17 protein-coding genes and 1 tRNA gene are annotated in these 17,764 nt (G+C 57.4%); 5 read left to right on the top strand and 13 right to left on the bottom strand.

The window, feature by feature from the left end:
- Window positions 1-17: 17 nt before the first annotated feature.
- Genes ACD590_RS01450 through ACD590_RS01440 form a run of 3 tightly spaced genes read right to left on the bottom strand, consistent with a single transcriptional unit; the run spans window position 18 to window position 3,311 of the window.
- Window positions 18-725, bottom strand: a complete 708-nt coding sequence (locus ACD590_RS01450) for an ABC transporter ATP-binding protein (protein WP_018244723.1) — start codon at window positions 723-725, stop codon at window positions 18-20.
- On the bottom strand, window positions 715-2,457 hold the full coding sequence (locus tag ACD590_RS01445) for a branched-chain amino acid ABC transporter ATP-binding protein/permease (RefSeq protein ID WP_439002008.1): 1,743 nt from the start codon (window positions 2,455-2,457) through the stop codon (window positions 715-717). The genes ACD590_RS01450 and ACD590_RS01445 overlap by 11 nt, the downstream gene beginning before the upstream one ends.
- A 2-nt stretch (window positions 2,458-2,459) precedes the next feature.
- The gene (locus tag ACD590_RS01440) at window positions 2,460-3,311 is read right to left on the bottom strand and encodes a branched-chain amino acid ABC transporter permease (RefSeq protein ID WP_439002007.1); all 852 of its coding nucleotides are present in this window, start codon (window positions 3,309-3,311) and stop codon (window positions 2,460-2,462) included.
- A 373-nt stretch (window positions 3,312-3,684) separates the two neighbouring features.
- On the opposite strand from ACD590_RS01440, the gene ACD590_RS01435 reads away from it, so the two are divergent.
- A complete protein-coding gene (locus tag ACD590_RS01435; RefSeq protein ID WP_130728834.1) occupies window positions 3,685-4,686 on the top strand; it encodes a LacI family DNA-binding transcriptional regulator in 1,002 nt (333 codons plus the stop codon).
- A gap of 206 nt (window positions 4,687-4,892) precedes the next feature.
- Here ACD590_RS01435 and ACD590_RS01430 read toward each other — a convergent pair whose 3' ends face one another.
- The 4 genes from ACD590_RS01430 to ACD590_RS01415 form a co-directional block, all read right to left on the bottom strand.
- Window positions 4,893-5,426 (bottom strand): carboxymuconolactone decarboxylase family protein, encoded by a 534-nt coding sequence (locus ACD590_RS01430; protein ID WP_018244718.1) that lies wholly within the window; start codon window positions 5,424-5,426, stop codon window positions 4,893-4,895.
- A gap of 174 nt (window positions 5,427-5,600) precedes the next feature.
- Window positions 5,601-6,374 carry a fumarylacetoacetate hydrolase family protein gene (locus tag ACD590_RS01425; protein WP_130718745.1) on the bottom strand — a complete coding sequence of 258 codons (774 nt, stop codon included), beginning with the start codon at window positions 6,372-6,374 and terminating at the stop codon, window positions 5,601-5,603.
- Between the two features lie 432 nt (window positions 6,375-6,806).
- Window positions 6,807-7,571: a LuxR C-terminal-related transcriptional regulator gene (locus ACD590_RS01420; RefSeq protein ID WP_439002006.1), complete on the bottom strand. Its 765-nt coding sequence runs from the start codon at window positions 7,569-7,571 to the stop codon at window positions 6,807-6,809.
- Between the two features lie 715 nt (window positions 7,572-8,286).
- Window positions 8,287-9,375, bottom strand: coding sequence for a hypothetical protein (locus tag ACD590_RS01415; RefSeq protein WP_439002005.1), 1,089 nt, complete (start codon window positions 9,373-9,375; stop codon window positions 8,287-8,289).
- A 602-nt stretch (window positions 9,376-9,977) separates the two neighbouring features.
- On the opposite strand from ACD590_RS01415, the gene ACD590_RS01410 reads away from it, so the two are divergent.
- The 4 genes from ACD590_RS01410 to ACD590_RS01395 all read left to right on the top strand — a co-directional run bounded on the left by ACD590_RS01410 (window position 9,978) and on the right by ACD590_RS01395 (window position 14,097).
- Entirely contained in the window at window positions 9,978-10,553 is a 576-nt protein-coding gene (locus ACD590_RS01410; RefSeq protein ID WP_131607034.1) for a PE-PGRS family protein, read from the top strand.
- A 103-nt stretch (window positions 10,554-10,656) separates the two neighbouring features.
- Window positions 10,657-12,372: a type I secretion system permease/ATPase gene (locus tag ACD590_RS01405; protein WP_028731523.1), complete on the top strand. Its 1,716-nt coding sequence runs from the start codon at window positions 10,657-10,659 to the stop codon at window positions 12,370-12,372.
- 14 nt (window positions 12,373-12,386) lie between these two features.
- Window positions 12,387-13,811, top strand: a complete 1,425-nt coding sequence (locus ACD590_RS01400) for an HlyD family type I secretion periplasmic adaptor subunit (RefSeq protein ID WP_131704510.1) — start codon at window positions 12,387-12,389, stop codon at window positions 13,809-13,811.
- Window positions 13,812-13,818: 7 nt separating this feature from the next.
- Window positions 13,819-14,097 (top strand): IS3 family transposase, encoded by a 279-nt coding sequence (locus tag ACD590_RS01395; RefSeq protein ID WP_018244711.1) that lies wholly within the window; start codon window positions 13,819-13,821, stop codon window positions 14,095-14,097.
- A 989-nt stretch (window positions 14,098-15,086) separates the two neighbouring features.
- Here ACD590_RS01395 and ACD590_RS01390 read toward each other — a convergent pair.
- From ACD590_RS01390 to ACD590_RS01365, 6 genes are all read right to left on the bottom strand, one after another.
- Window positions 15,087-15,162, bottom strand: a tRNA-Phe gene (locus ACD590_RS01390).
- A 282-nt stretch (window positions 15,163-15,444) separates the two neighbouring features.
- Window positions 15,445-15,657 carry a DNA gyrase inhibitor YacG gene (gene yacG / locus ACD590_RS01385; protein ID WP_018244709.1) on the bottom strand — a complete coding sequence of 71 codons (213 nt, stop codon included), beginning with the start codon at window positions 15,655-15,657 and terminating at the stop codon, window positions 15,445-15,447.
- 131 nt (window positions 15,658-15,788) lie between these two features.
- Complete coding sequence (locus ACD590_RS01380; RefSeq protein ID WP_439002004.1) at window positions 15,789-16,409, bottom strand: Maf-like protein; 621 nt, start codon at window positions 16,407-16,409, stop codon at window positions 15,789-15,791.
- A gap of 57 nt (window positions 16,410-16,466) precedes the next feature.
- Window positions 16,467-16,685 carry a translation initiation factor IF-1 gene (gene infA, locus ACD590_RS01375; RefSeq protein WP_003545338.1) on the bottom strand — a complete coding sequence of 73 codons (219 nt, stop codon included), beginning with the start codon at window positions 16,683-16,685 and terminating at the stop codon, window positions 16,467-16,469.
- Window positions 16,686-16,808: 123 nt separating this feature from the next.
- Window positions 16,809-17,294, bottom strand: a complete 486-nt coding sequence (locus tag ACD590_RS01370) for an arsenate-mycothiol transferase ArsC (RefSeq protein ID WP_018244708.1) — start codon at window positions 17,292-17,294, stop codon at window positions 16,809-16,811.
- Entirely contained in the window at window positions 17,291-17,764 is a 474-nt protein-coding gene (locus ACD590_RS01365; RefSeq protein WP_018244707.1) for a UPF0262 family protein, read from the bottom strand. Before ACD590_RS01365 ends, ACD590_RS01370 begins: the two co-directional genes overlap by 4 nt.

Genomic DNA, 17,764 nt, shown 5'->3' with positions numbered 1-17,764 from the left:
CTCTCCCGTTCGAATTTTCAGATACCAAGATACGCCTCCCTGATGCTTGGATCATTGATGAGAACCTCCGGCGCTCCGGAGGCCGTTACGCGGCCTTGCTCGATCACGTAGGCCTGATGGGCAATTTCTAGCGCCTTGTTCACGTTCTGCTCGACGAGCAGCACCGCTACGCCTCGCTCATTGATCATCTGGATGATTTTGAACATTTCCCCGACGATCAAAGGCGACAGCCCGAGCGACGGCTCGTCCATGAGCAAGACGCGCGGCTTGGCCATCAGGCCACGGCCGATCGCAACCATTTGCTGCTGCCCACCCGACAAGGAGCCCGCCAACGAATCCTGGCGCTCTTTCAGAATAGGGAAAAGCTGAAACACCTCAGCGAGCGTGGCGTCGCGCTCCGCCCGAGCGACCGAGCGGTAGGCACCGAGCAACAGATTGTCGAGGACCGTCATCGCCGTGAAGAGACGGCGCCCTTCGGGGACCACTGCTATGCCGTAATCGCAGACCCGATGGCTCGGCACCTTGGAAACGTCGTTACCCTCGATAACGATCTTTCCTTTGTGCGGACGGAGAATTCCGGCGATGGCATTGACCAGCGTGCTCTTCCCTGCCCCGTTCGGACCGACGACCGAAACAATCTCGCCTGGTTTTACACTGATAGACAGGTCCCACAGAGCAATCGCATCTCCGTAGCCGACCTCGATCTTATCGACCTCAAGCAGCATGACTGGCCCCCAAGTATACGCTGACCACAGCGGGATCTCTCATCGTTTCGCTTGGATGCCCAAGCGCCAGGACCTTGCCTTGATCCAGTACCGCGACGCGGTCCGCCAAAGCGACAACCGCCCGCATGAGGTGTTCAACGAAGATGATCGTCGTACCGCCAGCCTTGATCCGCTTGATCATTTCAACCGCGTGGTCGACCTCGGCCGGATTCAAGCCACAGAGCACCTCATCGAGCAGAAGCAGACGCGGTTTTGCGGCCAGCGCTCTCGCGAATTCGACAAACTTTCGGTCATGCAGGTTCAATGCTGCGGGGAGCACGTCGGCCTTTTCAGCCAGGCCAGTAAAGGCGAGCGCCTCCCTGGTAACTGCGTCGACCACAGCCGCACCCATGCCATCTGCGCTACCAAATTTCGCGCAGAGCTGAACGTTTTCGAGGACTGTCAGATTATCGAACAAGCGCGGGATCTGGTATGTCCGCGCCACGCCCTGCTGCGCGATCAGATGTGGTGACCGACCGGAAATCTCCTCGCCTTGCAATGTGATCGTACCGGAGGTCATGGTGTAGTGGCCGCTGATCATGTTGATCAATGTGGACTTGCCGGAGCCATTCGGCCCAACCAGAGCCAGGATTTCACCCCGCCAAACGTCCAGCGTCACGCCAGTCAAGGCGCGGATACCACCGAAGGATTTGGTGACATTCTCGCATTTGAGAAGCACCGGACCGGAACCTGCTGCGGCTAGAGGCGCGAACTGAGTAACGGCCTGAGCAGCCGTCGCCGGTGCGCCACTTCCGCCGCGCCTGTCGGCAAACCTGCGAATAAGGCTGGGGACGATGCCGGACGGCAGCACCAGGATTACAACTATCAGCGCAAGTGCAACGCCGGCACGGCCGAATTCCGCATGAGCGCCGCTGACGATAGCGCTCTGTAACACGGTGATGATGACCGCGCCGATCGCAGGCCCAGCCCAATGGCGAGCGCCGCCGAGGATGCTCATGAGCACGACATAGAGAGGAACGGTCACCGCAAACGTCTCGCCAACCGTGACGTAGCCTACATATACGGCGTGAATCGCACCCATTCCGCCAGCAAGTGCCGACGAAATCGCAAACGAGATCAGCTTATAGCGAAATGTCGGAACGCCTTTCACCTCTGCAACGTCTTCATCGTCGTGGATTGCGAGCAAGCCCTGACCGAATTTGCTGTGAAAGATGAAGTACGATGTCGCCAGCGAAGCAAGAACCGCGATAAGCCCGAACATGTAAAGGGAGCCGGACGCCGTCACACCGATCATCGGGATTTCGATCCCCGAGAGGAATACGCCTGTGCCCGAGTCCAGCGAGGTGTTTGACACAATGGCCGCGACAACGAACGTCACCGACAGCGTCAGCAGCGCGAAGAACTCACCGCGCAGAGCTGCGGAACGAAAGACAACCAAGCCAATCAGAGCGGCGATCGCGGCCGCCAGCAGTGCTGCAGCAGGTATCGTCGCGACGAAAGGCCACGACAACTGCGTCGTCAGCGTGGCGGTTGTGTAGACACCAATCCCGAAAAATGCTGCGTGACCAAAACTCCAGTAACCCGTGTAACCGCTCAGGATGCCCCAGCTCGTCGCCAGCACGACCCAGAAGAAGATGATGTACAGATAGGAAAGGTAGTAATCCGCCATTCCCAGGTAAGGCAGCAGGGCCAGGACCGCTACGATAGGCGCCGTGATTAGAAGCTTTTTCATAGTCAAATCACCGGTTTGCGCAAGAGGATGACGATGAGCACGCTGAATGCTACGAGCGGCGCCCAAGCGGGATTCACAACGGACATGGTAAGGCTTTCGGCCACGCCAATCAGCATTCCGGCGCCCAGTGCACCGATGGGGCTGCCCAATCCTCCAATGATGGCGACGGCAAATACGACCCCTATCCAGGCCTCGATTTGAGATGGTGCCAAAGTTCCGATCAGGGCGATAAAAACACCTGCGATACCCGCTGTCGCAGAGCAAAGGCCAGCCAGAATATATGACACGCGAGCAGAATTGATGCCGAAGGCTGACGCTACGGGGGCGTCATGGGCGGCAGCACGCAGCGCCTTTCCGAGCATGGTCTTGTTCAACGCGTACCACGCCGCTCCAGCAAGCACCCCGGCGCAAACAAAGGCGGAAAGATCCAGCACGGGCACAAAGATCGGACCGAGCCGGATGGTGGTCTGGGCATAGGGTGTTTCATAACGAAGGAAGTCAGCCGACCAGATCCATTGGATCAGCGACTCGATCAGGATCGTGACGCCGAACGTCACCAGGAGAGACGCGAATTCCTTCACCTGAAAGCGTACGAACACACTGTGCAGCGCAACGCCGAGCACGAAAAACAGCGGCGCGATCACCAGAACGCTCAAATATGCCGGGACTCCGTATACGGTGCCAAACTGATAGGTCAGGTAAGCGCCAAGGAACGCCAGCGCGAAGTGACTGAGGTTCACCAGCTTCAACAAGCCCCAGCTCAGGCTGAGACCCATCGCCAGCAGGCCATAGATCCCACCCAGCAAGACGCCACCAACAGCGGATTGCAAGAAAAGAGCAAGGGTCATCAGCATCCACGTCCTTCTGTGGATACGATGATCGGTTCCAGGAGCACCAGACCATCCATACGTTATGCCTCCTCCATTTGCGCTAACGTTAGCACAAATATTCGTCCCACAACGAAGCCTCTGTGTCAACAGCATTCCGCAGGTTAATTCGTTGGCGGACCCTTCTGCGAGTGCGGGGACACCAGGTAAAATATCTAAAATTTTTAGATCAACAGTTTGAAAATATAGAAATTTATAAACGCATCTTGATCATCGCACCGATGCATCAGGGGCGAAAATTCGAGCACGTTGATTTGGCATAATCGTTTGCGATTTCGGAGTTTGACAACCGGGGCGTCAATGCTATCGTTGGCGAAAGTGATCATTCGAGCCAAGCACAATGGTAACAATTAAAGATATCGCCGCCACACTGCAAGTTTCACCTTCAACCGTAGGTCGCGCTCTTGCCGACGATCGACGCATCAGCGTCGAGATGAAGCGAAAGGTGAACGAAGCTGCAACTCAAGCGGGGTACGTTGCCAATCGTTCCGCACGCATGATGCGTGGGGTTCAGAGCAATCTCGTTGGGCTGATCGTCCCAGATATCCGGAACAGCTTTTATTCAACTATTGCCCATGCTCTCTCGCGGTGCCTTCTTTCAGCGAATTACCAGCTGACCTTGTGTGAAACCGATGACGACAGAATGCACGAGCTTCGCCACATCAAGGAACTCACAAGCGTCAACGTCGCCGGGATCATTCTGGTCCCGAGCGCAAAACCTCATCCGGATTCTGCGCGAATCCTGAAGATGACGCCTCACATCCAACTGCTGCGAAAGGCACCGCTGCTCGGCGAACAATGGTTTGGGATTGATGACAGACGGGCGCTTTACGAAAGCACTGAACATATCATCAATGAAGGTCACAAACGGATCGCTTATATCGGCGGCACGGAAGAGCTTCCCACTGGCGCAGCCCGCGTGCAGGGTTTCCGGGATGCGGTGAAGAGCTCCGGCCAGACGATCACCGTTCATGAGGAACTGGGCGCGCCTTCGTCACCCGAATTCGGACGGGAGGCCGTGCGTCGCCTTCTTTCCTTAAAGGATCGACCGACGGCGCTTGTGATCGGTGCGGTACAAAACACTTCCGGAGTCATTGATGAAATACAGGACCAGGCTTTGCGCGTTCCCCGCGACATTTCCGTCATCGGGTTTGGCGATGAACTTGGGTATCGGTGGTGGGGACCGGGACTTACGACAGTCCAGTTGCCTGTTTCGGAGTTGGCAACGGCTTGTGGGCTTTGGTTCCTGCATCATCTTCAGAACAAGGGCGACCTAAGCAAGCCCTACAGCTTCATCTCTCCGCCCCAGTTGGTCATTCGCGGCAGCACGAGCGCTCCGTGAAACGCCGGCAGGATGTCGATCTCCCGCAGCAAGCCGCCAAATCAGAGAGAGGCGCCCGTCCGGCGACGTGCACCTCTCTTTGATTGGCTGCGATTCATCCGATATCCCAGGGCCGGACGCTGAAAGCTCTGGAATGATCTTGATGAGACGCCGCCAAAACTATGCGGCAAGCCGAGGCGGACGCCGCTTCCACGCCGCCCGCTTGCTCACCGGTACCCTTCCTCAAGGTCGATTTTCAACGCGCCCATGAGACGAACACCGGAATTGTACCAGGCGACGTTGATTGCGAGTTCGACAAGCTGCTTCTCCGACAGGAACTTTGCAATCCCGTTCCACACTTCATCGGAAACATCGACGTGCAGCGTAGAGTCCTTGGCAAAGGCCATCACAGCCTTTTCCTGCTCGTTAAAAAGGCTCGAGGTCTCGAAGTCCGGAATTGCTTGAAACTGCTCTTCCGTCAGGCCTGCCTTGAGGCCATGAGAATGGTGATGCTTCACCTCGTACTCGGAATTTGTGCAGTATCCGACAGTAAGGATCGCCATCTCACGCAGCTTCGGGCTGAGGTCAGCAGCCCGGACCGCGTTTGCGTAGGTCAAGAAGTCGTCGAGGATCGCTGGAGCATTGGCGAGCGCAAGGAAAATGTTTCCGGTCGGAACCTTCCTCTCCTTCAGCAGGCGCTCATTGAGCGTGGGTTGCGTCTCGGCCAGTTCGGTATTCGGGATATATTTTACTCGTGCCATTTCTCCGCCCTCAGCTTGTCTTCGCAAATCTTCCTGCCCGAAGGTCTACGGTCAAAACCGGCCCTCGGCCAAATGCTAACGTTAGCATTAATAACACTCGAAAACTTAAGGTCAACCGAAATTTTCGCCGTGTAAATGCAAAGCTGTTTGTGAAGAATCGCCGCTCGTGACTACTTAATGCGGCGCAGGAACCACGGGATTCTTCAAAACACCGATACCGGGGATTTCCACCTCAAGATCGTCGCCGGGAACGATCGGACCGACACCTGCAGGCGTACCGGTCATGATCACATCGCCGGCCAGCAGCGTCATGAAGCGACTCAAGTAAGCAACAATGTCAGCAACCGAGTAGACGAGGTCTCGCGTATTCCCCGCCTGTTTGACGGTGCCGTTTTGACGAAGGATGACGTCAAGGTTCGTCGGATCGAGATCTGTTGTAATCGCCGGACCCATCGGCGCAAAAGTATCATAGCCCTTACCCGCCAGCAGGCAACCGAACTTGCTTTCCTGCCGCTGTATAATGCGGTCACTGATATCATTGCCACATGTGTAGCCGAGGACGTGCTGCAAGGCATGTTCCTTGCGAATGTGGCGTCCGCCTTTGCCTATGATGGCGACCAGTTCCGCCTCGTAGTGGACGATTTCGCCATCACTTGGATATTCAATGGCATCTCCGTTGCCGCTGGCTGCCGTGCTTGGCTTCATGAACAGCACCGGGAGCGTCGGCTGCTCTTTTCCGGACTCGTCGGTGTGCTGCCGGTAATTGTACGCGACCCCAAATATGCGAGGCCGCTCTACCGGGCATAGTAGGCGGACGTCGTAAAGATCATCCATCTGCCCGGTTCGCTCGATTGCCTGGAAGGGATCGCCAGTAATCCGCTCGATCCTGCCCTCGCTTTCGACCCCGTAGTGAATTCCATCGGCTGACTGGTAGCGTACAATCTTCATTGGGATCTCCATTTTTGCTAACGTTAGCGCAAGCACGGGGATTTCGTCAACATACTTGCCTTCCGTCTTCAGCCAGGTATCCGTAACAAGGCGGTTCCGGCACCTACCTCCGCCCGCGATCGCCGACCTCGAGAATGGGTCCGCCCGTTCCTGGTGCCGATCTTCCGCCGCAAATGAGCATGCGCCTGCCCTGCGTCTCCCCATCCTCTCTGCAGCGGTGGGCGACCGAGACGGACGCGGTACCGTTTTATTAACAGGCAACCGACGATGGACCGTGTGGGGACAAGAAATGCGGCTCGTTGAGTTTCTGTAGGGCGGGCGACAAATACCCTGATGCGAGATTATGGGATATCCGCTGACAGGCTTTGATGCAGCCCCTGCCGAAGATCGTTGCTCAGAACGCCAACATGGCAATCAGCAATTGGACACCGCCTAACTCGGCGAGACGTCGGGCCCACCGGCGGCTCTTTGAATCAAGCGGGCAACCACTTCAGTGCGGTTCTGCGCCTGCAACTTGCGCATGATGTGTTGCAAATGCATCTTCACCGTATGCCCCGATAAATTGAGTTTTCCTGCAATTACCTTATTTGAACAGCCGCATTGCAACTCTGCGAGGACATCCGCTTCCCGGGGAGTGAAATCAGCAAACGCCAAGTACTGCGTCCTATCATCCAAGCTCTTTTCGGCCTCATTTCGGGCCGGACTATGCTCGCTCGAGTCGTTTGTACCAGTTCCCAATAGCTGCGGGAAAAATGTTCCTCCTGCCAGGACGAGGCGAAGACCGGCAAGGGCAATGTCAATGGGAAGTGAAGTCGAGAAAAGGCCGCGGATGCCCATCTTGAGCGCCTGACGGGCTATGATGGCGTCATCCGTACCTGAGAGCAACGTGACAGGCGCCTCAGGAAAACGTGCCGCAATCGCCGCGAGATCATCCCGCAGGCTGGTGCTCTCAACACCTCTGCCGGCCAGACCTAATACAATCAAACGCACCTCAGCTCCAAGAGCTCGATCGAGACTCTCGGTCGAGATCAGATCTATAACGTTCCACCCGGTGAGTTCACGCTCAAGAAGCTTCACCACGGTGGTGCGCGCCAATGTAGAATGCTCAACGATGATCACAGTTGGTGCATTGCGCCCCGTACGGCGCCTAGTTCTATCAGTGTCGGACACTTGCGTGCTCCCCAAGAGTATTTGCAACGCAACAGCTGATTATATTATTCCTGTTCTCACTACATGTCATGATAAAAAGTGAGTGTATTTCAGATATCAATAGTCTGATCTCTCATGATAATTCTTATAGTCTATAAGATTTCATCGATAGATAACTGGGCTTGCAGAGAACGTTTAAGAGATTTTTCGTGTAGGCTTGCTGGTTCGACTTGTCGCTGCAGACTTTCCAGCCTTCGCCGAATTCACGTACGGCAAGGGGGTCAACAAAGCTTTCAAAGGTACTGTAAATGCAACCGATCTGCGACAGACCCATTTAGGAAAGAGCCATTGGATAGAACGAACTGCGATCGGCCGGGCTTTGTTTCCATATCTCAATTCGAAACAGTCGCAGACCCGGCAGCAAAATGACAACCGCGAAAAGAAACAAAAGCCTGAGATCGCTGATTACCCGTTATGATTAGTAAAACGGCGCTCTAATGACGCGTTAATACCAGTTGTTTCGCTCAGGCAGCACTGCGCCGGCACCGCCAGATGCCGGACAGGGTCAGGGCCCCTGGCGGCCGAAATCGGCGGCAATGCTGATGAGGTCATGGTGGAAGGTTCAGCATCTCAGTGAGCCCGCCGTTCAGTACCATGGCGGCCAAGGAGGCGAACGCCGGGCGGCGGAAACAATATGGCTTGAAAGATCGCACGAAGAACGGTTTCGTGGAGTTGAGCCTCTGCTACAGGTGGAGTCCATCTGCTAGCTGTGCATGAAGTCCAGAATGTCGTTTACGAGAGCCGAATGGGCGTCTGTGAGGTTGCCCTCTCCGCCGTGCCCCGCGATGCCGGCCAACTGAAGCGCGTGTTGGTCATAGAGAACATGATCGATCTGCTGGGCGTCCGCCGTCCCGCCGGCGGGAACGGCAATGTTGATGGGATGGAAATAGCCGAAATTGACATCGACCATGCTGCCGGTTGACGATCCGTCCCCACCGCCGCCACCCGCGTGATTGCCGGTAAAAATCGTATCTGACGACAGGTTAAAGCCACCGCCATTGCCGCCGATGCCTGCGATCTGCACAGTGCCCTGATCGAAAATGACATTGTTTGTCTGATGAGCCTCTGCAGAGCCGCCTGCGGCGCCCACGGCGATGTTGATCGGTGAGAAGATGGCAATACTGACGTCGACCATGCTGCCGACGAAATATCCATCGCCGCCATGACCCGCATAAAAGTCGCCGGTCAATGTGAGCGCAGTTCCCGGGCCCATCGACGGGCCATGGCCCGCTACGTTATGGTCTCCGCCCGAGCCGCCCATGCCGCCGATCTGGGTTGCGCCCTGCAGGAACAGGGCGTTGTTCGATTGGTCGGCGTGAGCCTCCGCGCCAGGGCCTGCAGCCACGGCGGTATTGACGGGGGCAAACAGCGCGACTTCGGTGCTGACCAGTCCACCGTAGAAGAGCCCGTTGCCGCCGGTGCCGGCATGATTGACGCCATCGCCGCTGCCGATGGCAACATTGCCGCTTCCACCATTCCCGCCTATCCCAGCCATTTCGGTGGGATGCTGATTGATGAGCGCATCGTTGCCTTGGAAAGCGTCGGCACCCGAATGAGGTCCTGCAATAGCGGCATTGGACGGCATGAAGACGGCCAATGAATTGCTGCTGATCACGCCTTCGCTTATTCCATCGCCACCGCTGCCGGCGGAATTATAGCTTGGACCGGAAGCGACATCCAATGGAAGCCAGGTCGGCATCAGCGCCAGGTGCCCCGCGGCCACGTTGGAGACGAGGTGTTGATCGGTGCCCGCCTTGGGCAAGTCTTCCGATGAGGAACGAGTTTCCGCCATTACCGTCTCCATTCGCGGTCAACCGCACGGCCACCGAGCGTGCGGCGCTATGCAGCCTGAATTGTTCAGGCATTGTGCATCTGAACGCCGGAAAAGCAGAGCCTGCAATTCGTCTACATCTCATCGGCTAGTGCTGTAGCCATTTGGCTGTCATGGCCGCGGCGCCCGTTGCGCGAGTTTGCAAGCACTCAATCCCCGTTTGGGTTAGAGGCCCTACATCTTGCACACTCGTTCTCGCGGCGGATCATGAAAGCGTTTCACCTCCAAGCGGGGTCTCCTGCGCCAAGCGCAGCCTGATCAGAACCCCGGAATGCAGCCGGTTCGCTTGGGTGGCCGTTGCTCCGAAAAACGGCTTTGCTTCGACGAGGTCGCAGACATGATCATGACCATGCCATCCGGCCGCAAATCACTTCGTACTAATCCTAAATAACATTCCGTCGCCTGCAAGTATACATCCGAATGAACATCACCGAATATCTAGATAGTTCACAGATTAAATCGCATGCATTATTCGATTGCGGTTGTATTGGCTGGCGGTGACATGCTGGATACCCACGCCGTAAAAGTAACGATGACGAAACGAAGTAGAAGGAGTGACATCAATGCCTATTCCACAGATATCTGACACGATTCATCTCAACAACCCGGATGCCGGTGACGCGAATGCCGGCAACGGCGGTGATGGCCACAACGATGGGAACATCAACTACAACCCGGTTGCATATGTAGACCCCGTGCAAACGGTCTACGGGGCAGATACCCATCTGCACAATGGCGATCACGTTTGGCAGAAGGCAGGTTGGGACGCCGGCAGTGGCGGAGACGGTGGCTTTGCTCAGGCCAAGAACGGCTTCCTGGCGAAGGTCACGAACAGCGGCGACGGCGGCGCGGGGGGAGATTCCCACTCCAACGGCAGCCAAGGAAACTCGAGCGGCGGCGACACGGCCTCCGTGCATGCGGCTACGACCGCGACACAATATACGCAGCTCGTGGCCGATCAGCATGCCACCATCCTCGCCGGCGTCGGCGGCAACGGCGGTAATGGGAACAACGCTCTCGGCGGCGACATCTCGTCAGCATTGGTTCACTCGGATCCCGAAACGACGACGGTGAACAATTCTCTCGATCACTTCATAAACGCCTTCGGCCATATCGACGTCGACCATCTCGGCTCATGAACTCAAACTCCGAGGGTCGCCGGTTTCGGCTGGCGACCCTCCTGAATTGCTGAACCAGCACGCAGTCTTTTCTCGTCAGTATCAAATCCAGCGAGAGCTGATAATGACAACGATTTCCATAAAGCCATTGCGCCCGCAGACACAGCTCGTTGTCGCGCTCCGAGCCTGTGCCGGAGCCTTCGGGTTGGTCTTCCTCTATAGCTGCGGCTACAATCTCTTTCTTCTGGCGCCGTCCATCTATCTTCTGCAGATCTATGACAGGGTCCTGTCGAGCAGAAGCGCCGACACGCTCCTGATGCTGACGATGATCATCGCCATCGCCGTGCTGGTCGGGTCCACGCTGGATATCGTGCGCAGGGCAGCTCTTTCGCGCATCGGCAGCTGGCTGGACCACAGGCTGCGGCCCCTGGTGCTCACCGCATCATTCGAATATGCCACTCGCGCCGATACGGGAGCCGCCACGGAGTGCTACAGGGACCTGGCCGCACTACGCCAGTTTCTCGATTCACCGGCCAGCTCGCTTTTTTTTGACGTTCCCTGGGCGCCGGTCTTCCTGCTCCTGCTCTTTCTCGTTCATCCGCTGCTTGGGACCATCGGTCTTCTGAGCGCCGTTGCACTTCTGCTGTTTGCGTTCCTGACGGAACTGGCGACGCGAGAGCCGCTTGCCCACGCCAATCTTGCCCTTTCGATGAGCTATCTCAGATTTGCGACCGCCCTCAAAAACATCGAGGTCATCAGGGCAATGGGCATGCAGGATGGCGCAGCGCAGATCGTCTATCGCGATGCAGAAATGGCCAGAAGGGCGCAGGACATCGCGATGCATCGCACGGAGATCATTATTGGTTTCTCCAAATCGATCCGCACGCTCGCGCAGATCCTCATGATGGGATCGGCGACATGGCTGGTGCTCATAAACAGCGGCAGTCCCGGGATCATCTTCGTTGCGAGCCTGCTGCTCGGGCGCGGGCTTGCACCAATCGAGGGGGCAATAGGTGCATGGCGCTCCTTTACGTTTGCGCGCAATGCCTTCCGTCGCTTGAACAGAATGCTGATAGCAGTTGCATCGGAACGCGACGGCCGAATGGTGCCGATACCGGAACCCAACGGCCTCGTTCTCGATAACGTCAGCTATATCAAGCCATTCGCCGATCGGCCGATATTGACAGGCATCACATTGCGCCTCGCGCCCGGCGATTGCATAGCGCTCATCGGTCCGTCGGGATCAGGGAAATCGACACTGGGTCGCGTCATAGCAGGCGTTGTGCAAGCAACGAGCGGATGCGCTCTTCTCGGCGGGGTAGATATCTCGGCTCTGCGCCTTTGCGGGGGGACTCGCCACGTCGGATATCTGCCGCAAGACATCGAACTTTTCGGAGGAGCGATCAAGGATGTGATCGGCCGGCTGGACGGAGGAGACCCCGGCAAAGCGATCGATGCCGCGAAGCTGGTCGGGTTGCACGACGCGATCATGCGGCTGCCCCAGGGCTACGAGACCGATATCGGTGAAGGTGGAAACCTGCTCCTTCGAGCGCAGCGCCAACAGCTGGGACTGGCACGGGCGGCCTATGGCAATCCGTCTCTGATCGTTCTCGACGATCCGAATTCGAGCCTGGATTATGACGGCGAACGGATGCTGTTTGCGGCAATCGAGCGCATGAAATCCAGGGGGATGACCGTCGTGATCATAACTCACCGGATGGGGATCCTGCCAGTCACCAACAAGATTGCCATCATGCGTAACGGGACTGTGGCTGCCGTCGGCGACAGTGAGCGAATTTATGAAACTTATCTTCAACCACCGTCTCGAACAGGAACGTAGGGAGAAACGCCGCCATGACCCTAGTTCAACTGGACGCAACGCCGGCGAAATTTTCAAATTCGCCAAGGACGGGTCGGCGGTTGGCCAAGCAACAGACGGCCTATTTACCGGTGATCGAGGCGAAACAACGCGGACCCGCGCCCTCCTCGCCCATGCCGGGGCTCAGAGGCGTTGTCTGGACGGGCAACCTGTTGATCCTGGTCTTCATCGTCGGATTGGGGATCTGGTCGGTTCTGGCGCCGCTGAAAAGCGCTGCGGTCGCATCGGGCGTCATCGAACCGGAATCCAGCCGCAAGACCATTCAGCATCTGGAAGGCGGGATCGTGCGGCGGATCCTCGTCAAAAACGGCGATGCTGTCATGGCCGGGCAAATCGTAATCGAGATCGACGATACGAAGTCTCGCTCGGAGCGCGACAGCATTCAAGGGCAACTTTGGGAGGCCGAAGGAAGCCGCGCTCGCCTGCTTGCGGAGCAGACGGGCGGCGACCATGTCGCCTATCCTGGGAATCTCAGGGCAGCAATGACCAAATATCCCTTGGTCGGCGCGATTCTGATTGGGCAACAGAAAATTTTCGAAGCCCGTCGCCGGGTCATGCAGGCGGAAATTCAGATCGCCAATGAAAAAATCGCGCAGGTGCGGCAGGAAATTGTCGGACTTGGCGCGCAGAAGGCGGCGCTGGCCGACAGAGCCGCGATCTCTCGGCAGGAACTGGATCAGGTTACGACCCTTAACGCCAAAGGGCTGGAAACAAAAAGCAGGCTTCTCAACCTCCAGCGGGAAAGGGCAGACCTTGATGGCCAGCAGGGTGAAGTGGAGGCGCAGATCTCCCGCGCCTACCAGGTGATCAGCGGGTCACAGGCCGATCTCGCAAAGCTTGAGAGCGACCGGTTGAGCGAAGTCGCACAAGGCATGCGCGAGACGGAAAGCCGGATCATGCAACTGCGCGAGCGCTTGCGGGCGATCGACGACCAGCTTTCAAGGACCTATATCCGCGCTCCCGAAGATGGAACCATCATGAACCTGCGCGTCCACACCGCTGGTGGGGTGATCGGCGCGGGTGAACCACTGGTCGATCTTCTGCCAGGCGCCGATCGCCTTGTCGTGTCTGCCCATGTCAGGCCGGAAGACATCAATCTCGTCCATGCGGGGCTCGAGGCACAGGTTCACCTCCTTCCATACAATCAGCGGCGCGTTCCACTCCTGAAGGGCCGGGTCGAGTATGTTTCAGCGGACCGTCTCATCGATACGCAGAACGGCCAGCCCTACTTTGCCGCGACGATCCGTGTAACGGACGAGCGGCTTGCGAAAATGAGAGATGTCGAACTGGTCGCGGGCATGCCCGCACAGACACTAATCGAAACGGGCGAAAGCAGCGTGGCGCTCTATGCCATCAGACCACTCCTCGACAGTTTCAACAGAGCATTTCGCGAGGACTGAGGCGGTGATGGGCAAGAGAAAATTCGACGACAACCAGATTACCGGTATTCTGAAGGAGCACCAAGCCGGGGTGACGGTGGCAGATGTTTGCCACAGGTACGGCATCAGCGAGCCGACCTTTTATCGGTGGCAATCCTTGCAGTCCGGAAATGTCGGTCTCCATGCCAAAAGATTGAGAGCTTTGGAGGAAGAGAACCAGAAGCTCAAGAAGCTTTTGGCCGAATCCATGCTCTCGGCGGCAACACTGAGCGAGATGCTGGCGAAGACATCGAAAGGGCGACACTAACCTCTAAACAGAGGGGTTTGTGTTGGCCGCCTTCAGGCCCTGTACCAACGCGACTGGGGTCTACCTGTTGCCGTCGTCTACGGTCAGGTGATGCTAGAAGTTTGCATCGACAGCATAAATCGTCGCGCACCGAAGCAAACCTACTGGCTTGGACTGCGCATAGCGGATCGATAATGGAATCCATGGAACGCAAAAACTGACTGGAACGACATCGCCATCCCGCCGCGCTCAGTTAGCCGGAGCGCTCGTCAACCCAGTGATGCGTGCCACGTAGGCCGTCGTTTAATACCAGCGTCCTCGGCCGTACCAGCCGCCGCCGCCTAGCAAAAGAAGTATCACAACGATTATGAGAAGGGTTGTGAGATCCATGTGTGTTCTCCTCGGGGACCACCACCATCTCGTTCGCGCCTGACGGGCGTTGCTCATGGTGGGACTCCTTAGCTTATAACGGCAATGACCGGGGTTGGTTCCATTCGATGACCCTACCCGGCCGGCGCCGACCTGGGCGGAGTTTAAAAGAAGGATGCAACATTGGGCCGGGAGGGCACACTCAATCTCCACAGCCCTCCGCCAGCGTACCGGCCGCAGCAAGGACGGAAAGCTGCGAGGGGTGAAACCCGGCAGCGCGTGGTATCAACGGCTATCTATCGCTTCGTGGCATCCGGCCACGGCTTGGCGATGACGAGGGCGCACCGTCAACCTGGTTCTGGCTGAGGCCTCAGACACACCTGTCGCAACCATTCTACGCGAGATGGGCAAGGACTACGCAACGATCGCTGAGATGCTCGGGCAGAAGACCGAGGCCATGGCCAAGCACTATTCGCGTCTGGCTGACACGTCCAAGAAGATGGCGAGACGGTCAGCGATTTCGATGTCGAGGTGAACAGACGAAAACGAAAAGCGTCTAGAAGACAAAAATAGTGTCTAGACGCGGCCGGACCACATTAACATAAGGAACTAAAACATGCGCAAAAGCAGTGATTTATGAGTGGTGCCCAGGACCGGAATCGAACCAGTGACACGCGGATTTTCAATCCGCTGCTCTACCAACTGAGCTACCTGGGCTAACCTGCCTCCGATGGTCCCTTTCAGAAAAGGAACCGCGGGGCCTTGGTTCACCCCGGAAGCGAGCGGGGTTATAGCATCTTGTTCGCCCATGGCAAGCGTCAAATGACTCTTTTTTGACGGTCTTGCCGGCTTTGCCGATTCATGAGGAAAAATAAGAGCTTCGCCGGCGGAATTCTCTGACGAGCGTCGCGTCAAAGCGGATTCATATGACCCGCTTTAGATCTTTGATCGATGCATGTCTTTATCCCAAATCGCTGCGCACCGTTGGTGCGCCACGCACTAGCTTTCCTCATCGGGATAATCGGCCTTGGTCTCGTCGTCGGCAACCGGAATGGCATAGGCGCCGGTCAGCCAGCGGGAGAGGTCGGCCTCGCGGCAGCGGTTGCAGCAGAAGGGGTAATGTTCGCGGTGGGAAGGTTTGCCGCATTCGGGGCAAGGGCGCGTCTTGCGCAGCGGTTCGACCTTGGCGGCCGCTTTCTTCTCTTCAGGCATATCTGTCCGTCCTAAAGCATGTCGCGTAAAAGTGTGCAGCGGTTTTGCGACAACGACATGCGTAAAAACAAAGCCTTAAAGCGCGAGGGATCTGAACGATCGTGACGCACTTTAAGCATCGGCCGTCGGGCTCAGCCCTCGGGCCACCGGCTATGCACATCGAAGCCTTCGCCGGTCAAAAGCAGAATGGTTTCATAAAGCGGCAGGCCGACGACATTGGTGTAGGAGCCCACCATCTTCTGCACGAAGGTGCCGGCGAGGCCCTGGATGCCGTAGGCGCCTGCCTTGCCGCGCCACTGGCCGGAGGCCAGGTAGTTCTCGATCTCGAAGCCAGAGAGACGCTTGAAGCGTACCTTGGTCTCGACGATCTTCTGACGGATCTTGCGATCCGGCGTCACCAGGCAAACGCCGGTGTAGACCATATGGTTGCGTCCCGAGAGGAGATGCAGCGAACTCAACGCCTCGTCGGCGAACTCAGCCTTGCCGAGAATGCGCCGGCCAACGGCGACCACCGTATCGGCAGACAGGATATAGCTGCCCTTCCAGGTGATATCGCCCTTGATGGCGGCAAGGGCAGCTTCCGCCTTCTCAGCCGAAAGCCTGCGGGCGAGCGAACGCGGATGCTCCGCCTTCTTCGGCGCCTCGTCGATATCCATCGGCATCAGGCGCGAGGGCTCGATACCGGCCTGGTTGAGCAGGTCGACGCGCCGGGGCGAGCCTGAGGCCAGAATGAGCTTGTATTTCAGCGCCATGGAACCTCGACCATCGGCAGACGGGAGCAAGAACCCTTGCAGGACCTTCGGGCGAACTTACTTGAAACGGTAGGTAATCCGGCCCTTGGTCAGATCATAGGGCGTCATTTCCACAAGCACCTTGTCGCCGGCGAGAACGCGGATGCGGTTCTTGCGCATGCGGCCGGCGGTGTGGGCGATGATCTCGTGTTCGTTTTCGAGCTTCACGCGGAACGTCGCATTCGGCAGAAGTTCGGTGACGATTCCCGGGAATTCGAGGACTTCTTCTTTAGGCATATAAGTGTTTTCTTCCTGTGGGTTGAATAGGCAGCGCAGCGCGCGCCTTTAAAATTTGGGCGGAAACTACACAATCAACGCAGGTTTGTGAACCTTGTTGAACGGCCTTTCCTTTATTTGTTTTCATGCCGATTGCGCGGCAATGCCATTTCGTTTGAGTAGCCGGCTTTCGATGAGGCCGGCCAGATGATCGCGGACCTCGCGGTAGCTCTCCAGTATCTGCTCGCGCGTTCCGATTGCAACCGTCGGATCCATCGTCGGCCAGTAGACGACATCGACCGCATTCGACCGGGTCAGCTCAAGTGCCGCATGATGGGCCTGCGGCGACAGCGTGATGATCAGATCGAAGTAATCATCCTCGAGCTCTTCCAGCGTCTGCGGCTGGCGGCGCCCGAGGGAAAGACCGATCTCGTCGAGCACGACATCTACGAAGGGATCGCGCTCGCCGGCGCGAACGCCGGCGGACCTGATATAGGTATTGGCCGGCAGAATGCTACGGGCGATCGCTTCGGCTATCGGCGAGCGGATGGCATTCATCCCGCACATGAAGAGGATGGCGCCCGGCCTCTTTCCCTCCTCGACGTCGACGGGCCGCTCCATTGCCGTCATCCGCGCCAGTAGAGCACGCAGACCAGCGTGAAGAGGCGCCGGGCGGTGTCGAAATCGACCTCTATCTTGCCGGCCAGCCTATCCTTCAGCGTCTGCGAGCCTTCATTGTGGATGCCGCGCCGGCCCATGTCGATCGCCTCGATGCGGCTTGGCGTCGACGAACGGATCGCTTCGTAATAGCTCTCGCAGATCATGAAGTAATCCTTGACGATCCGCCGGAAGGGCGTGAGCGACAGGATATGGGTGGCGACACCGCCACCCTCGTCGGTGGTGATGGCAAAAACCAGCTTCGAATCGACCAGCGAGATGTTCAGCCTGTAAGGTCCGCCGACATGGCCGAGCGGCTCGAAACTATTCTCCTCGATCAGATCGAAGATGGCGACGGCGCGTTCATGCTCGACATCGGGCGTCGAACGGCCGATCGTATCGTCAAGGACGACGTCGCAAAGCCGGAATTCGCCCTTCGCCAT

The organism is Rhizobium sp. 862_C5_N1_2, from assembly GCF_051811205.1.
Taxonomy (GTDB): Bacteria; Pseudomonadota; Alphaproteobacteria; order Rhizobiales; family Rhizobiaceae; genus Rhizobium; species Rhizobium leguminosarum.
Note: the sequence above shows the minus strand (reverse complement) of the source record. Positions and strands in the feature narration are given on the sequence as shown.

Bases quoted from the DNA above. Each gene is read 5' to 3' on its own strand.
- ACD590_RS01450 (WP_018244723.1), bottom strand. From the start codon at position 725: ATGCTGCTTGAGGTCGATAAGATCGAGGTCGGCTACGGAGATGCGATT.
- ACD590_RS01445 (WP_439002008.1), bottom strand. From the start codon at position 2,457: ATGAAAAAGCTTCTAATCACGGCGCCTATCGTAGCGGTCCTGGCCCTG.
- ACD590_RS01440 (WP_439002007.1), bottom strand. From the start codon at position 3,311: ATGCTGATGACCCTTGCTCTTTTCTTGCAATCCGCTGTTGGTGGCGTC.
- ACD590_RS01435 (WP_130728834.1), top strand. From the start codon at position 3,685: ATGGTAACAATTAAAGATATCGCCGCCACACTGCAAGTTTCACCTTCA.
- ACD590_RS01430 (WP_018244718.1), bottom strand. From the start codon at position 5,426: ATGGCACGAGTAAAATATATCCCGAATACCGAACTGGCCGAGACGCAA.
- ACD590_RS01425 (WP_130718745.1), bottom strand. From the start codon at position 6,374: ATGAAGATTGTACGCTACCAGTCAGCCGATGGAATTCACTACGGGGTC.
- ACD590_RS01415 (WP_439002005.1), bottom strand. From the start codon at position 9,375: ATGGCGGAAACTCGTTCCTCATCGGAAGACTTGCCCAAGGCGGGCACC.
- ACD590_RS01410 (WP_131607034.1), top strand. From the start codon at position 9,978: ATGCCTATTCCACAGATATCTGACACGATTCATCTCAACAACCCGGAT.
- ACD590_RS01405 (WP_028731523.1), top strand. From the start codon at position 10,657: ATGACAACGATTTCCATAAAGCCATTGCGCCCGCAGACACAGCTCGTT.
- ACD590_RS01400 (WP_131704510.1), top strand. From the start codon at position 12,387: ATGACCCTAGTTCAACTGGACGCAACGCCGGCGAAATTTTCAAATTCG.
- ACD590_RS01395 (WP_018244711.1), top strand. From the start codon at position 13,819: ATGGGCAAGAGAAAATTCGACGACAACCAGATTACCGGTATTCTGAAG.
- yacG (WP_018244709.1), bottom strand. From the start codon at position 15,657: ATGCCTGAAGAGAAGAAAGCGGCCGCCAAGGTCGAACCGCTGCGCAAG.
- ACD590_RS01380 (WP_439002004.1), bottom strand. From the start codon at position 16,409: ATGGCGCTGAAATACAAGCTCATTCTGGCCTCAGGCTCGCCCCGGCGC.
- infA (WP_003545338.1), bottom strand. From the start codon at position 16,685: ATGCCTAAAGAAGAAGTCCTCGAATTCCCGGGAATCGTCACCGAACTT.
- ACD590_RS01370 (WP_018244708.1), bottom strand. From the start codon at position 17,294: ATGACGGCAATGGAGCGGCCCGTCGACGTCGAGGAGGGAAAGAGGCCG.
- ACD590_RS01365 (WP_018244707.1), bottom strand. From the start codon at position 17,764: ATGGCGAAGGGCGAATTCCGGCTTTGCGACGTCGTCCTTGACGATACG.